The organism is Variovorax sp. V93 (assembly GCF_041154485.1).
In the GTDB taxonomy this organism is placed as follows: Bacteria; Pseudomonadota; Gammaproteobacteria; order Burkholderiales; family Burkholderiaceae_C; genus Variovorax; species Variovorax beijingensis_A.
Map to the genome: position 1 here is coordinate 2,392,883 of NZ_AP028669.1, position 18,611 is coordinate 2,411,493.

20 protein-coding genes are annotated in these 18,611 nt (G+C 68.3%); 15 read left to right on the forward strand and 5 right to left on the reverse strand.

Annotated features, from left to right (window positions below):
* Window positions 1-25: 25 nt before the first annotated feature.
* Entirely contained in the window at window positions 26-928 is a 903-nt protein-coding gene (locus ACAM54_RS11305; RefSeq protein WP_145743485.1) for an SDR family oxidoreductase, read from the forward strand.
* A 41-nt stretch (window positions 929-969) separates the two neighbouring features.
* Window positions 970-1,578 (forward strand): glutathione S-transferase, encoded by a 609-nt coding sequence (locus ACAM54_RS11310; RefSeq protein WP_145743487.1) that lies wholly within the window; start codon window positions 970-972, stop codon window positions 1,576-1,578.
* A 5-nt stretch (window positions 1,579-1,583) separates the two neighbouring features.
* Here ACAM54_RS11310 and ACAM54_RS11315 read toward each other — a convergent pair whose 3' ends face one another.
* Both ACAM54_RS11315 and ACAM54_RS11320 read right to left on the reverse strand, forming a co-directional pair.
* Window positions 1,584-1,973 (reverse strand): DUF488 domain-containing protein, encoded by a 390-nt coding sequence (locus ACAM54_RS11315; RefSeq protein WP_369650737.1) that lies wholly within the window; start codon window positions 1,971-1,973, stop codon window positions 1,584-1,586.
* A gap of 31 nt (window positions 1,974-2,004) precedes the next feature.
* The gene (locus ACAM54_RS11320; RefSeq protein WP_369650738.1) at window positions 2,005-3,864 is read right to left on the reverse strand and encodes a PhoX family phosphatase; all 1,860 of its coding nucleotides are present in this window, start codon (window positions 3,862-3,864) and stop codon (window positions 2,005-2,007) included.
* 92 nt (window positions 3,865-3,956) lie between these two features.
* Here ACAM54_RS11320 and ACAM54_RS11325 point away from each other — a divergent pair, with 92 nt between their 5' ends.
* Window positions 3,957-4,784 carry a crotonase/enoyl-CoA hydratase family protein gene (locus tag ACAM54_RS11325; protein ID WP_369650739.1) on the forward strand — a complete coding sequence of 276 codons (828 nt, stop codon included), beginning with the start codon at window positions 3,957-3,959 and terminating at the stop codon, window positions 4,782-4,784.
* Window positions 4,785-5,041: 257 nt separating this feature from the next.
* On the forward strand, window positions 5,042-5,353 hold the full coding sequence (locus ACAM54_RS11330) for a hypothetical protein (protein ID WP_145743494.1): 312 nt from the start codon (window positions 5,042-5,044) through the stop codon (window positions 5,351-5,353).
* 39 nt (window positions 5,354-5,392) lie between these two features.
* On the opposite strand, the gene ACAM54_RS11335 is transcribed toward ACAM54_RS11330, so the two are convergent.
* The 3 genes from ACAM54_RS11335 to ACAM54_RS11345 all read right to left on the reverse strand — a co-directional run bounded on the left by ACAM54_RS11335 (window position 5,393) and on the right by ACAM54_RS11345 (window position 8,418).
* Window positions 5,393-6,538 (reverse strand): DSD1 family PLP-dependent enzyme, encoded by a 1,146-nt coding sequence (locus ACAM54_RS11335; protein ID WP_145743496.1) that lies wholly within the window; start codon window positions 6,536-6,538, stop codon window positions 5,393-5,395.
* Window positions 6,539-6,619: 81 nt separating this feature from the next.
* The gene (locus ACAM54_RS11340; protein WP_225613244.1) at window positions 6,620-6,916 is read right to left on the reverse strand and encodes a hypothetical protein; all 297 of its coding nucleotides are present in this window, start codon (window positions 6,914-6,916) and stop codon (window positions 6,620-6,622) included.
* Between the two features lie 74 nt (window positions 6,917-6,990).
* Window positions 6,991-8,418, reverse strand: a complete 1,428-nt coding sequence (locus tag ACAM54_RS11345) for an amidase family protein (RefSeq protein ID WP_369650740.1) — start codon at window positions 8,416-8,418, stop codon at window positions 6,991-6,993.
* 140 nt (window positions 8,419-8,558) lie between these two features.
* Between ACAM54_RS11345 and ACAM54_RS11350 the strand changes: the two genes are divergently transcribed.
* The 11 genes from ACAM54_RS11350 to ACAM54_RS11400 are packed head-to-tail and all read left to right on the forward strand — an operon-like array spanning window position 8,559 to window position 18,610.
* Complete coding sequence (locus tag ACAM54_RS11350) at window positions 8,559-9,566, forward strand: ABC transporter substrate-binding protein (protein ID WP_145743500.1); 1,008 nt, start codon at window positions 8,559-8,561, stop codon at window positions 9,564-9,566.
* Between the two features lie 14 nt (window positions 9,567-9,580).
* Window positions 9,581-10,435 (forward strand): ABC transporter ATP-binding protein, encoded by an 855-nt coding sequence (locus tag ACAM54_RS11355; protein ID WP_192327311.1) that lies wholly within the window; start codon window positions 9,581-9,583, stop codon window positions 10,433-10,435.
* Window positions 10,432-11,190 (forward strand): ABC transporter permease, encoded by a 759-nt coding sequence (locus tag ACAM54_RS11360; RefSeq protein ID WP_369650741.1) that lies wholly within the window; start codon window positions 10,432-10,434, stop codon window positions 11,188-11,190. Before ACAM54_RS11355 ends, ACAM54_RS11360 begins: the two co-directional genes overlap by 4 nt.
* Window positions 11,169-11,927, forward strand: a complete 759-nt coding sequence (locus ACAM54_RS11365; protein ID WP_369650742.1) for an ABC transporter permease — start codon at window positions 11,169-11,171, stop codon at window positions 11,925-11,927. The genes ACAM54_RS11360 and ACAM54_RS11365 overlap by 22 nt, the downstream gene beginning before the upstream one ends.
* Before the next feature lie 2 nt (window positions 11,928-11,929).
* Window positions 11,930-12,700 (forward strand): class II aldolase/adducin family protein, encoded by a 771-nt coding sequence (locus tag ACAM54_RS11370; protein ID WP_369650743.1) that lies wholly within the window; start codon window positions 11,930-11,932, stop codon window positions 12,698-12,700.
* A 45-nt stretch (window positions 12,701-12,745) separates the two neighbouring features.
* Window positions 12,746-13,585: a TauD/TfdA dioxygenase family protein gene (locus tag ACAM54_RS11375; RefSeq protein ID WP_369650744.1), complete on the forward strand. Its 840-nt coding sequence runs from the start codon at window positions 12,746-12,748 to the stop codon at window positions 13,583-13,585.
* Between the two features lie 59 nt (window positions 13,586-13,644).
* A complete protein-coding gene (locus tag ACAM54_RS11380; RefSeq protein ID WP_369650745.1) occupies window positions 13,645-14,391 on the forward strand; it encodes a GntR family transcriptional regulator in 747 nt (248 codons plus the stop codon).
* A 48-nt stretch (window positions 14,392-14,439) separates the two neighbouring features.
* Entirely contained in the window at window positions 14,440-15,273 is an 834-nt protein-coding gene (locus ACAM54_RS11385; protein ID WP_192327305.1) for an SDR family oxidoreductase, read from the forward strand.
* Complete coding sequence (locus ACAM54_RS11390; RefSeq protein WP_369650746.1) at window positions 15,270-16,445, forward strand: pyridoxal phosphate-dependent aminotransferase; 1,176 nt, start codon at window positions 15,270-15,272, stop codon at window positions 16,443-16,445. The genes ACAM54_RS11385 and ACAM54_RS11390 overlap by 4 nt, the downstream gene beginning before the upstream one ends.
* Before the next feature lie 9 nt (window positions 16,446-16,454).
* Window positions 16,455-17,336: an alpha/beta fold hydrolase gene (locus ACAM54_RS11395; protein ID WP_369650747.1), complete on the forward strand. Its 882-nt coding sequence runs from the start codon at window positions 16,455-16,457 to the stop codon at window positions 17,334-17,336.
* A complete protein-coding gene (locus ACAM54_RS11400; RefSeq protein ID WP_369650748.1) occupies window positions 17,336-18,610 on the forward strand; it encodes a hydantoinase/carbamoylase family amidase in 1,275 nt (424 codons plus the stop codon). Before ACAM54_RS11395 ends, ACAM54_RS11400 begins: the two co-directional genes overlap by 1 nt.
* Window position 18,611: the final 1 nt, after the last annotated feature.

Here is an 18,611-nt window from a genome sequence, read left to right on the forward strand (position 1 = left end):
GCCGCAACGACCAAGGAGACCCACCATGTTCGAACCTTCCCTCATGAGCGGCCAGCGCATTCTCGTGACCGGCGGCGGCACCGGCCTGGGCCGGGCCATGGCCGAGCGCTTTCTGGGCCTGGGCGCCGACGTGGCCATCTGCGGCCGGCGCCAGTCGGTCTGCGAGGAAACCGCGGCCGAGTGGCGCCAGCAGTTTCCCGGGCGCCGCATCGACACCTTCGGCGTGGACATCCGCGTGGCCCAGAGCGTCGACGAGATGGTCGAGAGCCTGTTCCAGAGCGGCGGGCTCACGGGGCTCGTCAACAACGCCGCCGGCAACTTCGTCGCGCCGACCGAGAGCCTTTCGCCGCGCGCCTTCGATGCCATTGCGAACATCGTCTTCCATGGCAGCTTCTACGTCACGCAGGCCGTGGGCAAGCGCTGGGTGGCCGAGGCCAAGGCCGGCAAGTGGAAGCAGGGCGATGCGATGCGCAGCGTCATGAGCATCATCGTGACATGGGTCGACAACGGCAGCCCCTACGTCGTGCCGTCGGCCATGAGCAAGGCCGGCATCGAGGTCATGACCAAGTCGCTCGCGGTGGAGTGGGCGCGCCATGGCATTCGCCTGAACGCCGTCGGGCCGGGCGAGATCCCGACCGAGGGCATGAGCAAGCGCCTCAATCCCGGCGAGGAGCCCGGCGCGCGCAGCAAGAAGAGCAACCCGATGGCGCGCACCGGCCGCATGAGCGAGCTGCAGAACCTCGCGGCCTTCCTCATGGCGCCCGGCCAGTGCGACTGGCTCACCGGCCAGAGCATCATGATGGACGGCGGCAACGCGTTGGCCACGGGCGGCAACTTCTACGAGCTGCGGCAATGGAGCGACGACGACTGGCAGGCCGCGCGCGAGCGCATCGAGGCGCAGAACCAGAAGGACAAGGCGCAGCGCTGATTGGCGTTATCGTTGCGCCTCATCTCCCAGGAAAAAACAAGATGCAACTCATCGGCATGCTCGATTCCCCCTACGTGCGCCGCGCGGCCATTTCGCTGCGTTTGCTGGGGCTTGCGTTCGAACACCGGTCGATCTCGGTCTTCAGCACTTTCGAACAGTTCCGGGCGATCAATCCCGTGGTCAAGGCGCCGACGCTGGTGTGCGACGACGGCACGCTGCTGATGGATTCCACGCTGATCATCGACCATGCGGAAACCATCGCGGGCCGCAGCCTCATGCCCGCGGGCGGCGCCGAGCGGCTGCGTGCGCTGCGGGTGCTGGGGCTCGCGCTCGCGGCCTGCGAGAAGACGGTGCAGATCGTCTACGAGCGCAAGCTGCGCCCGCCAGAGAAGCAGCATGCGCCCTGGGTCGACAGGGTGCGGGGCCAGCTGGCCGCCGCCTATGCGGGGCTCGAGGCCGAGATTGCGAAGCTGCCCGCGGTGGCCGATGAAGCCGCCCTTGGCCAGGCCGGGCTGACCAGCGCCGTGGCATGGGGCTTCACGCAAATGATGCTTCCCGAACTGGTCGCGCCAGCCGACTGCCCGTCGCTCGCAGCCTTTGCAGCCGCTGCGGAAAAACTGCCGGCCTTCGTGGCCCTGCCGCCGGTCTGAACGGATCAGTTCGCGATGTCCGCCCCGCGCTCGGCCAGCAGGCCGCGCAGCAGCGAGCGGTGGCAGCGCGATTCGTCCTCGCAGTAGCAGCCGACCGAAAACGCCGCCGTGTGCGACAGGGCGGCCAGCAGGTCGATGCTGCGGCTCGCGTCGGCCTCGGCCATCTCGGCCTTGTACTTGCGCATGAAGGCGTTCCATTGCGCAGGGGTTTCCGCTTCCTGGCCCAGCTTCATGGTCTCCGCGGAAGGCGCGAGGTTCGGGTACCACACGTCGTACCAGTCCTGCGATGCGAACTCGGTCTTCGGAACGCCGCGCGGCGGGCGGCGCACGGTGCCGATGCGCAGGCCCTCGCCGGCCGTGCGCGGCGTGCCCAGGCGAACGATGCGGATGCTCATGCAGGGTCTCCTTTCTCTCTCTCAGTTGGCTTCAGGTGCCGACGATAGCGCCATCGCGCCGGCGGATCGCAAGCGTGGCCGAGCGCGGCCGCGCGCTGCCGGGCACGGTGCCGTCGGGCCAGGCGCTGTTGGGTGCGGCGCTGCCATCGTCGCGCGATTCGCCCGGGTGCTGGATGTTGACGAACAGCGTGCGCCGGTCGGGCGTCACCACGCAGCCCGTGACCTCGCTGCCACTCGGCGCCGTGAGGAAGCGCTTGATGCGGCCCGTGGCCGGATCGGCGCACAGCATCTGGTTGTTGCCCAGCGCGGCATAAGGCGGCTTGCCGATGAGCTGGCCGCTCATGTCGGTCTGGATCCAGAGCAGGCCGCCGCTGTCGAAATGCAGGCCGTCGGGGCTGCCGAAGACATCGGCGTCGTCCGATGGATAGCGCGCGCCGCTGCCCGCCTGCGCGGGATCGCCGGCCAGCGCGAAGTGGTCCCAGCCGAAGCTCGCGCTGCCGGCATCGCCGCCGTCCTCGCGCCAGCGCAGGATGCCACCGAAGAGGTTGCCGGCACGCGGGTTGGCCGCATCGGGCGCGGGCTTGCCCGGCTCGCCGCGCTGGCTGTTGTTGGTGAGCGTGACGTACACCTCGCCGGTCTGCGGATGCACTGCGATCCATTCGGGGCGGTCCATCTTGGTGGCGCCCACTGCGTCGGCGGCCAGCCTGGTGTGGATCAGCACCTCGGCCTGGCCGGCGAAGCCGCTGTCCGCGTCGAGGCCGTTGCGGCCGTGCACGAGTTCGAGCCACTGGCCGCGGCCGCCGGCATCGAAGCGTGCGGCGTAGAGCGTGCCTTCGTCGAGCAGGCGGCTGTTGGCGGAAGCCCGGGAGCCGTCGCCGGCCATCGAGACCTTGCCGTGGCTCACGAACTTGTAGATGTATTCGAACCTGGCGTCGTCGCCCATGTAGACGACGACGCGTCCGTCCCTGGCGAGCGTGCAGGTCGCGCTTTCCTGGCGCTTGCGTCCGAGCGCGGTGCGCTTGACCGGTTTGGCCGCGGGGTCGAAGGGATCGATTTCCACCACCCAGCCGAAGCGGTGGGGCTCGTTCGGATGCCGGCTCATGTCGAAGCGTTCCTCGAAGCGCCAGTACTCCACCCACTGCGAGCCCGGCACCGTGCCGTAGCGGCGCTGCGCGGACGTGGCGTCCTTTGCCGCTTCCTTCGGCCCGCCGAAGTAGCCGTGGAAGTTTTCTTCGCAGCTCAGGTAGGTGCCCCAGGGCGTGACGCCCATCGCGCAGTTGGCGAAGGTGCCGAGCACTTCGTCGCCGGCCGGATTGGCGGCGGTGCGCATCGGCGCCGCGCCCGCGGCGGGGCCGGCGATGCGCATGGGCGTCTGCCCGTGCACGCGCCGCGCGTAGGGCGAGGGCCGCACCTGGCGCCAGCCATCGCGCGTGCGGCGGATCTCGATGACCGAGACGCCCATCGCATGCAGCGACTTGCGCACCTTCTCGGCGGTCCACTCCTTGCTGCCGTCGGCATGGAGCAGTTGCTCGTCGGTGTACTCGTGGTTCATCACGAGCAGGCCGCGGTCCGATGACGCGAGCGGAAAGAAGTGCATGCCATCGTGATGCATGCCGGCCTGCAGCGCCTGGTCGGCGGCGCTGTTGCTGCCGTCGGGCGCGAAGGCCGGCATGGGATGCCCCGCGATGCCGGTGGGCGTGCCCCAGGGATAGAGCAGCTGCCATTCGTATTCGGGCGGCACCACCACCGCATCGCGCAGCGACGCCGGCACCGCGGTGAAGCCGAGCACGGGCCGGGCCGGGCCGGCGGGCGCGCTGGCACCGTGAGAGTGAAGCAGCGCCACCATGGCGGCGGCACCCGATTGCAGAAAGATCCGGCGGTCCAGGGGCATGGGTCCAGGGGTGTTGGGTAGGCGACAGGCGCCATCATCGCCGAGCGCCCGTGCCGGGCGATACTGGCGCGAAGACCGAAGGAGACATTGCCATGGCCGAACGAATCGAATGGACCCGCCACCCCGACGGCGTGGTGCAACTGCAGCTTGCACGTGCGGACAAGATGAACGCGCTCGATCCCGCGATGTTCGACGCGCTGATCGAAGCGGGCGAGGCCCTGCGCGGCGACGCCGCGGCGCGCGCGGTGGTCATCTCGGGCCAGGGCAAGGCGTTCTGCGCGGGGCTGGACATGGCCTCCTTCGAACGCATGGGGCAGGGGGCCGCCAGCGCGGTGCTGGGCGCGGCCGCGGGTGGCACCGACCTGTCCGCGCGCACGCACGGCATCTCGAACGCGGCGCAGTACGTGGCCATGGCCTGGCGCGAGGTGCCGGTGCCCGTCATTGCCGCCGTGCACGGCGTGGCTTTCGGCGGCGGCCTCCAGGTGGCGCTGGGGGCCGACATCCGCATCGTGGCGCCCGACACCAAGCTGTCGGTGATGGAAATCAAGTGGGGCCTGGTGCCCGACATGGGCGGCATGGTGCTGATGCGCGAACTCGCGCGCAGCGACGTGGTGCGCGAACTCACCTTCACGGGCCGCATCTTCTCGGGCGAGGAAGCCCTGCAGCTCGGCTTTGCCACGCGGCTGGCGGCCGATCCGCTCGCCGAGGCGCTTCAGATGGCGCACGGCATCGCGGTCAAGAGCCCCGACGCCATCCGGGCGGGCAAGCGCCTGCTCAATGCGGCGCTGTCGCACAGCGCGGCCGAGCTGCTGATCGCCGAATCGGTGGAGCAGCAGGCCTTGATCGGAAGCGCGAACCAGAAGGAGGCCGTGCAGGCCAACATCGAGCGGCGGCCGCCGCGATTCAGCTCGCCGGCCTGAGCCCCGCCCCAGGGAGGACCCCCAAAGGCCGGATTCCGGTCTTTTTTTTGCCTTTTTGGTGCAGAAAACAAGCAAATCGACACACCCAGCCGGCGATATGTAAGAATTAAGTATCCTTGTAGGTGTGCGATCTTCACCACAAAGCTTCACTTTGTGTGAGGAAGGTCACGTCTCGCAAAGGAAAAAGGGCCGGGAAAGGTGGATGTCTTGGTCACATTCCCTAACAATTAATCCTTTTGATTGCGACGGCGCTCTGCATGTCGACCACTTTTTTCTGCAACCTCAGTTTGCCTGTGCTGGTGGGCGAGGATCGCTACAGGTACTTGCCCGTCGTCGCGGTGTTCCGCAGCATTCCGTTCGACCAGGTGGACGAGTGGGTGATGCATCCCGACGGCCAGCCGCGCAGCGATCGCGAATTGGCGGCAGAAGTGCTGGTGGAAATCCGCGAGCCGGCCGGCGGGAGCGTACGCAATGCGCCGCACTCCTTGGAGGTGGCCGATGTCCTCCAGTTGGACCGTGCGGCCGCCATCGTCGTAGCGACCTTTCTTGCAGCCTTGCCGCGCGCCTGACGAGCGCGGGAAACCGGCCGCACGCCCCGGATGCGGGCTTCAGTGCCTGCCGCGCGCATCCACCGGCCAGATGGCGACCAGCGTGTCGCCGTCGACCACATGGTAGGCATCGTGCAGGTTGACGGTCGGGTCGCAATGCGGCGTGATGAACTCCACCCGGTCGCCGAGCGCGGGCCGCTGCCCGGCGCAAAACAGCTTGCCGTGCTCGTCGCCGAAGAAGGCGTAGCGGCTCGCCGGATCGGCACCGCGTGCCACCAGCGGCACGCCGCAGTCGGTGGCAAAGCACTTGGTGCCGCCGTCCACGGTGACCCATTCCGCCGCATTGGTGCTCACCACCGCCGTCTGCACGAACAGCGACACCTCGAACGGTGAAGGCTGCCCCGGGCTGCCCTGCAGCACCTGCGCATATTCCGCGTCCATGAACACATAGGAGCCGGCCTGCAATTCGGTGAAGGCGTCCCGCTGCGCGTCGAGGTCGTGCGTGCCGGTACCCGCGCCCGTGACGATCTCGAAGTGAATGCCGCTGCGCTCGGCGTCCGCGACGATGCGCGCGATGGCTTCGCGCAGGCCGGCCGCGGCGGCGCTGCGCTGCTGCCGGTCGACGATGTGCTGCAGGTTGCCGGCGTAGGCCTGCAGCCCGCGCAGCTTCAGGCGCGGCTCGGCCGCAATGCAGCGCGCGAGCTCGAGCACCTGCGCCTCGCTGGCCGCGCCCGTGCGGTTGTAGCCGGCGCCGTAGTCGACCAGCACTTCGAGAGGATGCGGCAGGCCGAGCGTGGCGGCGGCCAGGTCGGCGGCATTGCGCGGGTCGTCCACCACCACCATCATTCCGCCGGGGCCGGCCAGCCTGGCCAGCCTGACCACGCGCGCGATCTTGCTCGGCGTGACGGCCGGCGAGGTGATCAGCACGTCCGGAATGCCGGCCTTGACCATGACCTCGGCCTCGCCCAGCGTGACGCAGCTCACGCCGATGGCACCCGCGGCCACCTGGCGGCGCGCGATCTCCACCGACTTGTGCGTTTTCACATGCGGCCGCAGGCCGACGCCGCGCGCCTTGGCAAAGGCGGCCATGCGCTCGATGTTGCGCGTCAGCGCGCCAAGATCGAGCAGCAGCGCCGGCGTGTCGAGCGACTGCCGACCGCCGGCAATTCCGATCAGCGGTTTGTTGACTTGTGAATCAGGAAGCATGGGAAACCTTTGCGGGGCGCGCGTCGGCGCGATGAACGAATGGCGAAATGATCGCACCGAAAGGCCTTCGGCGATGCGTCGTCAGTCGTCCTGCGCCGGCAGCCGATGCGCCGGGCGCCGCAGCGCCAGCCACCAGAAGAGTCCCGCGTTGACGGCCCAGCCTCCGGTCAGCAGGAGCAGTGCGGTCCGCGCCACGCCCGGCGCAAGGTCGAGCGTCAGCAGGGCGAGCGACCATGGCAGGGCCCCGGCGATCGCCACCAGCATGGCCATCTCGCTGTCCGGAAAGGCCGCGCTCGAAACAACGCACACCACGCCCGCGGCCGTATAGGCGAGCGCGCCGACGCGCCACCAGGAAGGAAAGATCGGTCGGGTGTCCATGGTGTGCATGGTGCAACGATTGCAGAGGGCGCAGGCATGCCGCGACAGCCGCCCGCGCGAAGCGATGTAAGCCTTCAGGCGATGGCGGGCGCTACCGGCGCGGGTGGAAGAACGGCTTCGATGGCGAGCGCCAGCGCGAGCAGCGCACTGTCCGATCCGGCCGGGCCTGTCAGTTCCATTCCCGCGGGCAGGCTGCCGCGCGCGAGGCCCATCGGCAGGCTCAGCGCGGGCAGTCCCGCCATGCCGGCCGGACCCGTGTTGCGGATGTAGGCGGAGAAGGCCGATACCGGCCGGCCGCACAGCATGACCTCCACGTCTTCGCCGATGCGCGCCGCGCAGAGCGGGCTGGTCGGGAACACCAGCGCGGCGATGGCGTTCTGCGCGAAGCAGCGGCGATACGCCTCCTGCATGCGCGGGCGCAGCACGCCGAGCGCGTGGCGGTAGGCCGGCGTGCCGATCGCACCCGGTCCGAACAGGCGCCCGAACAGCGGCCGGACGTCGGGGCTCACGACGGCATCGGCGAGTGCGCGGGCATCGAAGGGGCGCTCGTGGCGCGCGAAGTAGGCCTGCAGCGCAGGCAGGATCTCGTAGAGAGAGATCGACATGGAGCCCTGCTGGAACAGCGCGCCGGCTTCGCCCAGATCGCAGGGCACCAGCACCGCGCCAGCGCTGCGCAGCCGCTCGAGCGCGTCCTGCGCCAGTGCAGCCACCGGCGGATCGATCTCGTCCCAGAAGTAGCGCTGCGGCACGCCCAGGCGCACGCCAGCGAGCGGCGCCGGCGCCAGCCGGAGCGGGCCATCGGCGATGGCATGGTCGATCAGCACGCAGTCGTCCACGTTGCGCGCCATGGCGCCTGCGGTGTCGAAGGTGGGCGAGATCGGCACAAGTCCGTCCCCAGGCCAGCGGCCGATGGTGGGCCTGAAGCCGACCAGGCCGCACAGCGCGGCGGGCACCCGGACCGAGCCGCCCGTGTCCGTGCCGATGGCCGCGGGAACGGCGCGCATGCCGAGCAACGTTGCGTTGCCACCGCTCGAGCCGCCTGAAATGCGCGAGGGATCGAAGGGGTTGCGCGACGGGCCGAACGCGTGGTTGTGGCCGGTGACGCCTTGCGACCACTCGTGCAGATTCGTCTTGCCAAGCACCAGCGCACCCGCAGCCAGCAGGCGCTGCGTCACGCCCGCCGCGCGGCGCGGACGGTGGTCCGCCATCCACGGGCTGCCGGCGGTGGTGGGAAAGCCGACCACGTCGATGTTGTCCTTGAACGCGAGCGGCACGCCATGCAGAGGGCGCGCGCCGGCGGCAGGCCGGGGCGCTGCGTCGAGCGCCAAGGCCTCACTGCGAAGGCGCTGCGCGTCCTGGTGCAGCAGGCCACCGAGGGAGGCGGCTGCGGCACCGCGTCGCAGCAGCGCATCCACATAGTCTGCGGCGCGGAGCTCGCCTCGCGCCATCTGCTCTGCGGCTTCGCGGGCGGAGAGATCGGTGAGCGCATGGATCCGGTTCATGGAGGATTCAAATTGGGGCGGAGGCCATGCGGGAGTGCATGTTCCGGGCCAATTCGCCGCTCCGGAGGCCGTAAAACCGCCTGAAATTACATGGCATGGATACTGCTTAACGAGTTTTTTGTATCCATGAGGCCTTCCACATGTCTTTCAAGTCCTTGCGTTTCCTGACTCTCGCCGCAGCGTCGATGGCGCTTCTTGCGAGCCTGCCGGCATCCGCTGCGGAGAAGGTGTCGCTGCGCCTCAAATGGCTGGCGCAGGCGCAGTTCGCCGGCTTCTACGTGGCCAAGGCCAAGGGCTTCTACGACCAGGGTGGCCTCGACCTGACGATCAATCCGGGCGGGCCCAACCTCAACGTGGAGACCCTCGTCGCCTCGGGCAACGACACCTTCGGCCTCGCCGGCGGCACGGAGACGGTGCTGCTGGCGCGCGAGAAAGGCCTGCCGCTGGTGTGCATCGGCGTCACGGTGCAGACCACGCCCTTCACCTATGTCACCTACAAGGATTCGGGCATCACCCAGGTGAAGGACTTCGCGGGCAAGAAGGTGGCCACGTGGTTCACCGGCACGCAGTACACGCTCTATTCGATGCTCGCTTCGGCCGGCATGAAGCAGGGCGACCTGACCATCGTGCCGCAGTCGGGCTCGATGGCGCCTTTCGTCGAGAAGCAGTTCGACGTGGCCGCCGCCACCTACTACAACGAACTCAACGTGCTCAAGGCGCAGGGCCTGGGCGACAAGCTCACGCTCATCAAGCCCGATGACTACGGCGTGATCGTGCAGCAGGACACGGTGCTCGTGTCCGAGAAATACCGCAACGAAAAGCCGCAGCAGGTGCAGGCCTTCATGAACGCGACCATCAAGGGCTGGAAGTACGCGCTGCAGAACAAGAAGGAAGCCATCGACATCGTCATGGCCGCATCGCCCAGCCTGAACCGCGCGCACCAGGAAGCGATGCTCGACGAGTTCGAGAAGCTCGTGAAGGCCGGCAAGGGCACGACCGACGGCATCCTCGCCATCGACCTGCCGACGGTCGAGAAGATGCAGACCCAGTTGGTGGGCTACAAGGCGCTGAAGGCGCCGGCCGACCTGTCGAAGGCCTACGACCCGAGCTTCTGGACGCAGGTGCCGGCCACCGACAAGAAGTTCTGAGCCGCCGCACGATCATGAAGTTCATGCCTCACGAAGTGATGCCGCCCGCCGCCGCAGGCACGGCCGCACCGCCGATGCTCGAGCTCGTCAACGTGTGGAAGCGCTTCGGCGACGGCCAGGCGCAGACGGTGGCGGTGTCCGGCGTCGACCTGCGGATCGCGAAGAGCGAGTTCGTCACGCTCGTGGGCCCTTCAGGTTGCGGCAAGTCGACGCTCTTCAACATGATTGCGGGGCTGCTGCCGCCCGACGACGACGGATCTCTGCTGTTCGGCGGCACGCCGCAGCGCGACGGCCAGTTGCTGGGCAAGGTGTCGTTCATGCCGCAGCGCGACCTGCTGTTTCCGTGGCGCACCGTGCTGGACAACGCCATCCTCGCGCTCGAAGTGGAGGGCGTGCCGCGCAAGGAGGCGCGCGAGCGTGCGCGCGCCATGCTGCCGGAGTTCGGCCTCACCGGTTTTGCCGACCACTACCCGCACCAGCTCTCGGGCGGCATGCGCCAGCGCGTGGCGCTGATGCGCACCTTCCTGTTCGAGCGCGATCTGCTGCTGCTCGACGAGCCCTTCGGTGCGCTCGACGCGCTCACGCGCAGCCGCATGCAGCACTGGCTGCTCGAGATCTGGGCGCGCCATCGCCGCACGGTGCTCTTCATCACGCACGACATCGACGAAGCCATCGTGCTCGGCGACAGGGTGCTGGTGATGACGGCGCGGCCCGGCACGGTCAAGAGCGAGACGGTGGTCGACCTGCCGCGCCCGCGCGATCCGTCGATCGTGCTGTCGCCGGAGTTCATCGGCCTCAAGCAGCGCCTGCTCGCGGAGATCGAGGAGGAAAGCCGCAAGACCTTCGCCCAGGAGGAGCGCGCCTCGTGAGCTTGCCGATGCAACGCATGCTGCGCTCGCCCGTGCTGGCCTTCGTCGGGCTCGCCGTCGTCTGGGAGATTGCGGTGCATGCCTTCGCGCCTTCGCCTCGCTACCTGCCGGCGCTGAGCGCGATTGCGCAGGACGCGTGGTCGGTGTGGCCGCAGCTCCTGCGCGGCTTTGGCCGCACGCTGCTCGAAACCGTGCTGGGCTTCGCGATGGGCGCGGTGTTCGGCTGCCTCTGCGGCACCGTGTTCACCTACTCGCGCTGGATGGAGCGTTCGGTGTTTCCGCTGTTCGTGGTGTCGCAGACCGTGCCGGTGGTGGCCTTCGGTGCGTTGATCGTCATCTGGTTCGGCAACTCGCTGCTTGCCAAGGTGATGACCGCGTTCTTCCTCACCTTCTTCCCGGTGACGGTGAACACCTTGCGCGGCCTCAAGTCGTGCGACCCGCAGCGCATTGCGCTGATGAAGAGTTTTGGCGCCGGTCGCTTCGTCATGTTCTTCAAGCTGGCCGTGCCCTCGGCGCTGCCGAAGATCATGGTGGGCCTGCGCGTGGCCATCGGCCTGAGCCTGATCGGCTCGGTGGTGGGCGAATGGTTCGGCGAGACCGTGGGCCTGGGCGTGATGCTGATGGAGGCGATGAACGCCGACCTGGTGCTGCGCCTGTGGGTCGTGATGTTTGCCTGCGGGCTGATGGGGGCGCTGCTCTACGGCGCGCTCACTTTCGTGGAAAGGAGGCTCGTATGGTGGCGCAGCGAAAGCTGAGCGCATCGCCCGTGGTGCCGGTGGTGCTGAGCGTCATCGTGCTGCTCGCGGTGTGGGAAGGCGCGATCCTGCTCTTCAGGATTCCGCCCTTCGTGCTGCCGAGCCTGGGCGCGATCGTGCAGCATGCCTTCACCGACACCGGCCGTCTCATGGCGGCGTTGCTGGCCACGCTCGGCGAGGCGCTTGGCGGCTATGCGCTGGGCAGCGTGCTCGGCCTGCTGGTGGCGGTGGCGCTGCTGCTCGCGCCGCCGCTCGAGCGCGTCGTGATGCCGCTGGCCGTGGCCGTGAACGCGGTGCCGACGGTGGCCTATGCGCCGCTGTTCCTGATCTGGTTCGGCCTTGGCGCCGCATCGAAGATCGCACTGGTGGCGCTGGCCGTCGGCTTCACGATGCTGGTCAACGCGCTGCATGGACTCAAGCAGGCCGACCTGGCCGCCGTGAACCTGATGCGCAGCTTCGGCGCGGGGCCGCTCAAGATCGTGTGGCGGCTGCGCCTGCCGGTGGCGATGCCGTCGGTGGTCACGGCGCTGCGCATCGGCGTGCCGCGCAGCATGATCGTGGCCATCGTCGGCGAGATGCTCGGCGCCTATGCGGGGCTCGGGCGAATGATCTATGAATCGACCCAGCAGGTCGACCTGCTGAGCGTGTGGTCGGCGGTGCTGGTCGCTTCGGTGGCGAGCATGGTGTTCTACGGCGTGCTCGTTTGGATCGATCAGAAACTGGTGTGGTGGCGTTGATGATGACGAAGACGAATCCCGCGGCCTATCCGGCGACCGAAGCCGCGCTGCGCGTGCAGCTCGCGGCCTGCTACCGGCTGGTGGCGCACTTCGGCATGGACGACCTCATCTACAACCACATCTCGGCGCGCGTGCCGGGGCCGGCGCATCACTTTCTCATCAATCCTTACGGGCTGCTGTTCGCGGAAGTGACCGCTTCGTCATTGGTGAAGATCGATCTCGACGGCAACAAGGTGGACGATACCGATGCAGAGGTCAACCAGGCCGGCTTCGTGATCCACAGCGCCATCCACGCGGGACGGCCCGACGCGCTGTGCGTGCTGCACACCCACTCCGAGGCCGGCACCGCGATCGCGGCGATGCCCAACGGCCTGGCACCGCTGAGTCAGTTCGCGATGCGCTACCAGGGCCACACGGCCTTCCACGACTACGAAGGCGTGGCGCTGGAGACCGGAGAGCGCGAGCGGCTGGTACGCGACCTGGGCCCGCACAACACGCTGGTGCTGCGCAACCACGGCATCCTGACCGTGGGCCGCACGATCCCGGAGGCCTTCATCCTCATGTACTACTTCGAGAAGGCGGCCAAGGTGCAGCTGCTGGCCCAGGGCGGACTCGCGCCCGGCGAAGCGCTGGTGCTTCCGCAGCCCGAGGCGAGCGCGCTGGCCGCGCGCCAGTTCACCGAATTTGCCGGCGACATCCTGCCGCCCGGCACGCGCGAATGGCCTGCGTTCCTGCGCATGCTGGAGCGCACCCAGCCGGACTACAAGCTCTGAGGCTTGCTTCATTTTTTCTTCAATCCCGCAGACACGTTTCCTCCCATGCAACTCGAGAATCTCACCTCATTCATCGGCACCGAAGTGAAGGGCATCGACCTGCGCGAGCCGATGGGCGACAGCGACTTTGCCGTGCTGCGCGATGCGCTCAACCAGCGCTCGCTGCTGCTGTTCCGCGGCCAGCGAATCAACGAATCGCAGCACGTCGCGTTCTCGCGCCGCTTCGGTCCGCTGCTGGGCCATGTGCTCACCCAGTTCCTGAAGAAGGAGCATCCCGAGGTGTACGTGCTGTCCAACGTGTCGGAGAACGGCAAGCCCATCGGCAACCACAAGGAGGGCTGGAACTGGCATTCCGACCTCTCGTACAAGGCCGAGCCCTCGATGGGTGCGCTGCTCTACGCGCTCGAAGTGCCGCCCGTGGAAGGCGACACCTTCTTCGCCTCGATGCATGCCGCCTACGACGCGCTCGACGACGGCATGAAGGCGCGCATCCGCCACCTCACGGCCACGCACAGCTACGCCAACTACTACGGCAAGGCCTTTGCAGACCGCAACCCGCTCACGCCCGAGCAGCTCGCCGCCACGCCCGACGTGGTGCATCCGCTGGTGCGCACCCATCCCGAGACGGGCCGCCTGTCGCTCTACGTGGGCGAGGACGTCGTCAAGCAGATCGACGGCTTGCCCCCGGAAGAAAGCGCCGCGCTGCTGGCCGAGCTCAATGCCCACGCCATCTCGCCCGAGTTCAGCTATCGCCACAAGTGGCTCGCCGGCGACCTGCTGATCTGGGACAACCGCTGCACCATGCACCGCGCCACGCCCTACGACGACACGGCCTACCGCCGCGTGATGCACCGCACCACCGTGGCTGGCGACCGTCCCTTCTGAAGCCGGCGATGGCAAGCGGTCCGGCGGCATCTCCCGACGACAACCACAAGAAAGATGACATGAGCAGCATGGAACCCGACGAATCCGATACCACCCAGCCCGCGGCGCTGCGCGGCCGCGACCGGCAGCGCGTGAAGGGCGGCGCCACGCTGTCCGACGAGCTCAAGGACACGCTCGAAGACCTGATCGTGAGCGGCGTGCTCAAGCCCGGAACGCGGCTCGACGAGGCCGAACTGTCGGAGCGCTTCAAGGTGTCGCGCACACCGGTGCGCGAGGCGCTCAAGGCGCTGGCCGCCACCGGCCTGGTGGACCTGCGCAGCCGGCAAGGCGGCGTGTGCGTCGCGCGCATCTCGCTGCCGATGCTGATCGAGATGTTCCAGATGATGGCCGTGATGGAAGGCCTGTGCGCCAAGTTCGCGGCGCGCCGCGCCACCGAGGCGCAGAAGGCGCGCATGGGCGGGCTGCACGACGAGCTCACGAGCATTCTTGCTTCGGGCGACCACTCGCGCTTCTACGACGTGAACCAGGATTTCCACGATGCGCTGTACGAGGCTTCCAACACCCACTACCTGGCCGAGCAGACGCGCGCACTGAGAAAGCGCGTGCGCGTCTACCGGCGCTACGTGACCTTCCAGCCCGGCCGCATGACGGCCACCATCGGCGAGCACGGCGCCATCCTCGACGCGATCCGCCGCAACGATCCGAAGGCCGCATTCAACGCCGCCATCGATCACGTGAGCCTGCTCGAGGACGACATCGTCGACCTGATCGCGGCGCTGTCCGAGCAGGACGCCGGCGCGAGCTGACCCACCTCTCCAACCTATTTCTCCGATCGCATCCCAGGACCCGAATCCATGAAACTCGAACTCGAAGGCAAGACCGTTCTCATCACCGGCGCCTCCAAGGGCATTGGCCTTGCAGCCGCGCACGCATTTGCCGCCGAAGGCTGCCACCTGCACCTGGCGGCGCGCGACGGCGTCGCGCTCGCGGCCGCGAAGGAAGAAATCGAGAAGATCTATCCGATCAACGTGAAGGTCCATCCCATGGACCTGGCGGCGGCCGGCGCCATGAACCAGCTCGCCGAGGCGGCAGGCCACGTTGACATTCTCGTGAACAATGCGGGCGACATTCCCTCGGGCCCGATCGAGTCGCTCGACTTCGCGGCCGTGCGGCGCGGCTTCCAGCTCAAGGTGCTGGGCTACATGGAATTGAGCCAGATCTACTACGCACGCATGAAGGCCGCGGGCGGCGGCGTCATCGTCAACGACATCGGAAACTCCGGCGAGAACTGGGACGCCAACTACATCGCCGGCTCCACCGGCAATGCCGCGGTCATGGCCTTCACGCGCGCGCTCGGCGGCGTGAGCCTGGACGACGGCATCCGCGTGGTGGGCGTGAACCCCGGCCCGGTGGCGACCGACCGCATGGTCAAGCTCATGAAGCGCCGCGCGCTCGACACCCATGGCGACGAAGGCCGCTGGGAAGAGCTGTTCGACAACTACCCCGGCGGCCGCCCGGCCACGCCCGAGGAAGTCGCGGAACTGATGGTGTTCCTGGCTTCGCCGCGCGCGGGTTACATCACCGGCACGGTGGTGACCATCGACGGCGGCATTGCGGCGCGCGGCTCGATCATCAAGACCAGCAAGAAGGTGATCGAGGCCGAGCAGGCCCGGAGGATTGCGGCATGAATGCGGCGCTGAACCCCGTGGCGGTCGTGCCTTCGGTGACCAGCGATGCGGAAACCCGCAACCAGTACTTCGACCGCCTGTTCACCAACCCGGACCTGATGTGGCTGGGCCAGAACACCAACCACTTTCCGCTGCATCCCGCCGTGCGCAAGGCGCTGCACGACGCCATCGACGACGAGAGTTTTCACGCCTATGCGCCGCCGCTGGGCATGGAAGCGCTGCGCGCCGCCATCGTGGCCGACCTGGGCGTGCCGGATCAATCGGCGGTGGTGACCGACGGTGCGGTGTCTGCGCTGGCGCTGGCCTGCCGTGCCTTTTGCAAGGAAGGCAAGGGCTTTATCACCACCGACCCCGGCTGGAAATGGCCGCTGCAGTTTGCGGCCAGGGCCGGTTCGGTGGTGACCGAGATTCCGATCTACGGGCCCGAGTACGGCTTCAAGCTCTCGGCCGACGCGCTCGCCGCATCGACCGACGAGAACACCGCGGTCATCTACCTGGTGGACCCGAACAACCCGCTCGGCACCACCTACACCGAGGACGAGATCCGTGCGTTTGCAATGCGTGCGCGAGAAGTCGGCGCCGTGCTGATCCACGACTGCACCTACCGCGACTTTGCCGACAGCCACACGCTGGCTTCGCGCTTCTATCCCGAAGGCACGGTGACCATCGTGAGCTTCTCGAAGTGGCTGGGCCTGGCCGGACTGCGGCTGGGCGCGCTCGTCGCCTCGCCCGAATTGCTCGCACGCATCCTGCCGCACTCGCAGGCGCCGCTGGGCGCCAGCGTGCTCGCGCAGCACGCGGCCATCGCAGGCCTTGCCGTGAAGGATGAGTGGATGGCCGATGTCATTGCGCAGCAGCGCGAGAACCAGCGGATGATCGTCGACGCTTTTGCAAGACTGCCGGGCTTCGAGGTGCCGGTGTTCCCGTCGCAGGCCAACTTCATCGTGGTCGAGTGCAGCGGCGCAGGCGTGACGCCCGAGGCGCTGGTCACCGCGCTGGGCGAGCACGACATCATGGTGCGCCAAGGCACGTACCACACGCCGCGCTTCGGCCATCGCTTCGTGAAGATCTCGACCACCGTGCCCAAGGCCTGGGCGCAGGCCTTGTGCGACGTGCTGCCGCAAGCCGTGGAGCGTGCGCGCAGCCTGCCCGCCACCGCGGCGCTTTTCTGAGGGGACGCCATGAGCTTCGCCACCACCGCGGACGGTCTCCGCCTGTACTACGAAACCGCCGGCAGCGGCACACCCATCGTGTTCGTGCACGAGTTCGGCGGCGACCATCGCAGCTGGGAGCCGCAGATGCGCTACTTCTCGCGCCGCCACCAGTGCGTGACCTTCGGCGCGCGCGGCTATCCGCCCTCGGACGTGCCGAAGGACATGGAACGCTACTCGCAGGCCATTGCCGCGGACGACATCGCAGCCGTCATGGATGCGCTGCAACTGCCGCGCGCGCACATCGTCGGCCTTTCGATGGGCGGCTTCGCGACGCTGCACTTCGGCCTGCGCCACAGCGGGCGCGCGGCGTCGCTGGTGATTGCCGGCGCGGGCTACGGCGCCGAGAAGGAACACGAAGAATATTTCCGCGGCGTCTCGCTGGAAGTGGCGAAGCAGTTCGAACTGCAGGGCGCGGAGCGTTTTGCACGCACCTATTCGCTCGGCGCGAGCCGCGTGCAGTTCCAGAACAAGGACCCGCGCGGCTGGCAGGAATTTGCGACCTGGCTCGGCCAGCATGACGCGGTCGGTGCGGCCAACACCATGCGCGGCGTGCAGGCGCGGCGTCCGTCGATCTACGACCTGGAGGCCGAGCTGCGCGCAATGGGCGCGCCTTCGCTGGTGGTCGTCGGTGACGAGGACGATCACTGCCTGCAGCCCGGCATCTTCCTCAAGAAGACCATTCCGGCCTGCGGCCTGGCCGTGATGCCGAAGACCGGCCACACGCTCAACCTCGAGGAGCCGGCCGCGTTCAACGGCTTGCTGGCGGAGTTCTTCGCGCAGGTCGAGGCCGGCCAGTGGAAGCCGCGCGATCCGCGCGCTCTGCCCAGCCAGATCATGAAGACCGACTGATGGCGCAGGCAACGTCGCAGCAGGCACCGGCCGCGTGCCGCGTCAATGCCGACCGTCTCTGGCAGCGGCTCATGGCGCTCGCGCGCTGTGGCGCCACCGCCGGAGGCGGCGTCGATCGGCAGGCGCTCAGCGCGGAAGAGATCGAGTCCTGGCACGTGATGATCGGCTGGGCCCGCGCGGCGGGACTGGAACCCGCGACCGATGCGGCGGGCAATCTCTTCATTGCGCTGCCCGGCCTCGATCGAGAGGCGCCGCCGGTGCTCGCGGGCAGCCATCTCGACAGCCAGCCCGGCGGCGGCCGTTTCGATGGCGTGTACGGCGTGCTCGCGGCGCTCGAGGTGCTGACCGTGCTCGCGGAGCAGGGCGTGCGCCCGCCGGTGGACATCGCCTGCGTGGCGTGGATGAACGAAGAGGGTTCGCGCTTCGCGCCCGGCATGATGGGCTCCGAAGCTTTCGCTGGCGTCCGCACCCTCGAGGCCGTGCGCGCGGCGCGCGATGCCGACGGCGTCCCGGTGGCCGAGGCACTCGATGCCTTGCATGCCGCGTTCCCGTCGCTGCGACGCAGGCCGCTCGGCTTTCCGTTGAAGGCCTATTTGGAAGCGCACATCGAGCAGGGCCCCATGCTCGAGGCGGAAGGCCGGGTGATCGGCATCGTCACCGGCATCCAGGGCAAGAAGACATTCGACGTCGTGATCGATGGCGAGCGGGGCCATGCGGGCACGCTCGCCATGGCCGGCCGGCGCGACGCGCTCGCCGCCTTCGCGCGCATCGCAGCGGCGTGCTACAGCGAGATCGGCGGGCATGACGATGCGGTGAAGTTCACCATCGGACGGCTCCAGGTCGAGCCGAATGCGCCCTCGGTGGTGCCCGAGCGCGTCACGCTGCGCATCGATCTGCGCCACCCCGACAACGGCGTACTCGAGTTGCTGAGCCAGCGGCTGGCCGCGCTCTGCGGCATGCATGCCGCGCCTTGCACGGCCACGGCGACGCGGCTGGTCGATGCGCCATCCAATGCCTTCGATCCCGCGCTGCAGGCGGCCATTGCAGCCGCGGCGCAACAGCTTGGGGAACCGCACATGCCCATTCTTTCCGCCGCGGGCCACGACGCGCGCCATATGGCGGCGCTGTGCCCGAGCGCGATGATCTTCATTCCCTGCCGCGGCGGCGTGAGCCATGCGGAGCACGAGTGGGCCGAGCCGGCGCATGTGGCGGCCGGTGCCGATGTGCTGCTGCGCGTGCTGCTGCCGTTTGCGGGTTGCGGGGAGGGCGCTTGAA

What these genes read in the sequence shown, in the direction of transcription:
- ACAM54_RS11390 (WP_369650746.1), top strand. Translation starts at nt 15,270, where the DNA reads ATGAATGCGGCGCTGAACCCCGTGGCGGTCGTGCCTTCGGTGACCAGC.
- ACAM54_RS11375 (WP_369650744.1), top strand. Translation starts at nt 12,746, where the DNA reads ATGCAACTCGAGAATCTCACCTCATTCATCGGCACCGAAGTGAAGGGC.
- ACAM54_RS11355 (WP_192327311.1), top strand. Translation starts at nt 9,581, where the DNA reads ATGAAGTTCATGCCTCACGAAGTGATGCCGCCCGCCGCCGCAGGCACG.
- ACAM54_RS11335 (WP_145743496.1), bottom strand. Translation starts at nt 6,538, where the DNA reads ATGCTTCCTGATTCACAAGTCAACAAACCGCTGATCGGAATTGCCGGC.
- ACAM54_RS11365 (WP_369650742.1), top strand. Translation starts at nt 11,169, where the DNA reads ATGGTGGCGCAGCGAAAGCTGAGCGCATCGCCCGTGGTGCCGGTGGTG.
- ACAM54_RS11395 (WP_369650747.1), top strand. Translation starts at nt 16,455, where the DNA reads ATGAGCTTCGCCACCACCGCGGACGGTCTCCGCCTGTACTACGAAACC.
- ACAM54_RS11325 (WP_369650739.1), top strand. Translation starts at nt 3,957, where the DNA reads ATGGCCGAACGAATCGAATGGACCCGCCACCCCGACGGCGTGGTGCAA.
- ACAM54_RS11350 (WP_145743500.1), top strand. Translation starts at nt 8,559, where the DNA reads ATGTCTTTCAAGTCCTTGCGTTTCCTGACTCTCGCCGCAGCGTCGATG.
- ACAM54_RS11385 (WP_192327305.1), top strand. Translation starts at nt 14,440, where the DNA reads ATGAAACTCGAACTCGAAGGCAAGACCGTTCTCATCACCGGCGCCTCC.
- ACAM54_RS11345 (WP_369650740.1), bottom strand. Translation starts at nt 8,418, where the DNA reads ATGAACCGGATCCATGCGCTCACCGATCTCTCCGCCCGCGAAGCCGCA.
- ACAM54_RS11400 (WP_369650748.1), top strand. Translation starts at nt 17,336, where the DNA reads ATGGCGCAGGCAACGTCGCAGCAGGCACCGGCCGCGTGCCGCGTCAAT.
- ACAM54_RS11330 (WP_145743494.1), top strand. Translation starts at nt 5,042, where the DNA reads ATGTCGACCACTTTTTTCTGCAACCTCAGTTTGCCTGTGCTGGTGGGC.
- ACAM54_RS11315 (WP_369650737.1), bottom strand. Translation starts at nt 1,973, where the DNA reads ATGAGCATCCGCATCGTTCGCCTGGGCACGCCGCGCACGGCCGGCGAG.
- ACAM54_RS11340 (WP_225613244.1), bottom strand. Translation starts at nt 6,916, where the DNA reads ATGGACACCCGACCGATCTTTCCTTCCTGGTGGCGCGTCGGCGCGCTC.
- ACAM54_RS11305 (WP_145743485.1), top strand. Translation starts at nt 26, where the DNA reads ATGTTCGAACCTTCCCTCATGAGCGGCCAGCGCATTCTCGTGACCGGC.
- ACAM54_RS11380 (WP_369650745.1), top strand. Translation starts at nt 13,645, where the DNA reads ATGAGCAGCATGGAACCCGACGAATCCGATACCACCCAGCCCGCGGCG.
- ACAM54_RS11320 (WP_369650738.1), bottom strand. Translation starts at nt 3,864, where the DNA reads ATGCCCCTGGACCGCCGGATCTTTCTGCAATCGGGTGCCGCCGCCATG.
- ACAM54_RS11310 (WP_145743487.1), top strand. Translation starts at nt 970, where the DNA reads ATGCAACTCATCGGCATGCTCGATTCCCCCTACGTGCGCCGCGCGGCC.
- ACAM54_RS11370 (WP_369650743.1), top strand. Translation starts at nt 11,930, where the DNA reads ATGACGAAGACGAATCCCGCGGCCTATCCGGCGACCGAAGCCGCGCTG.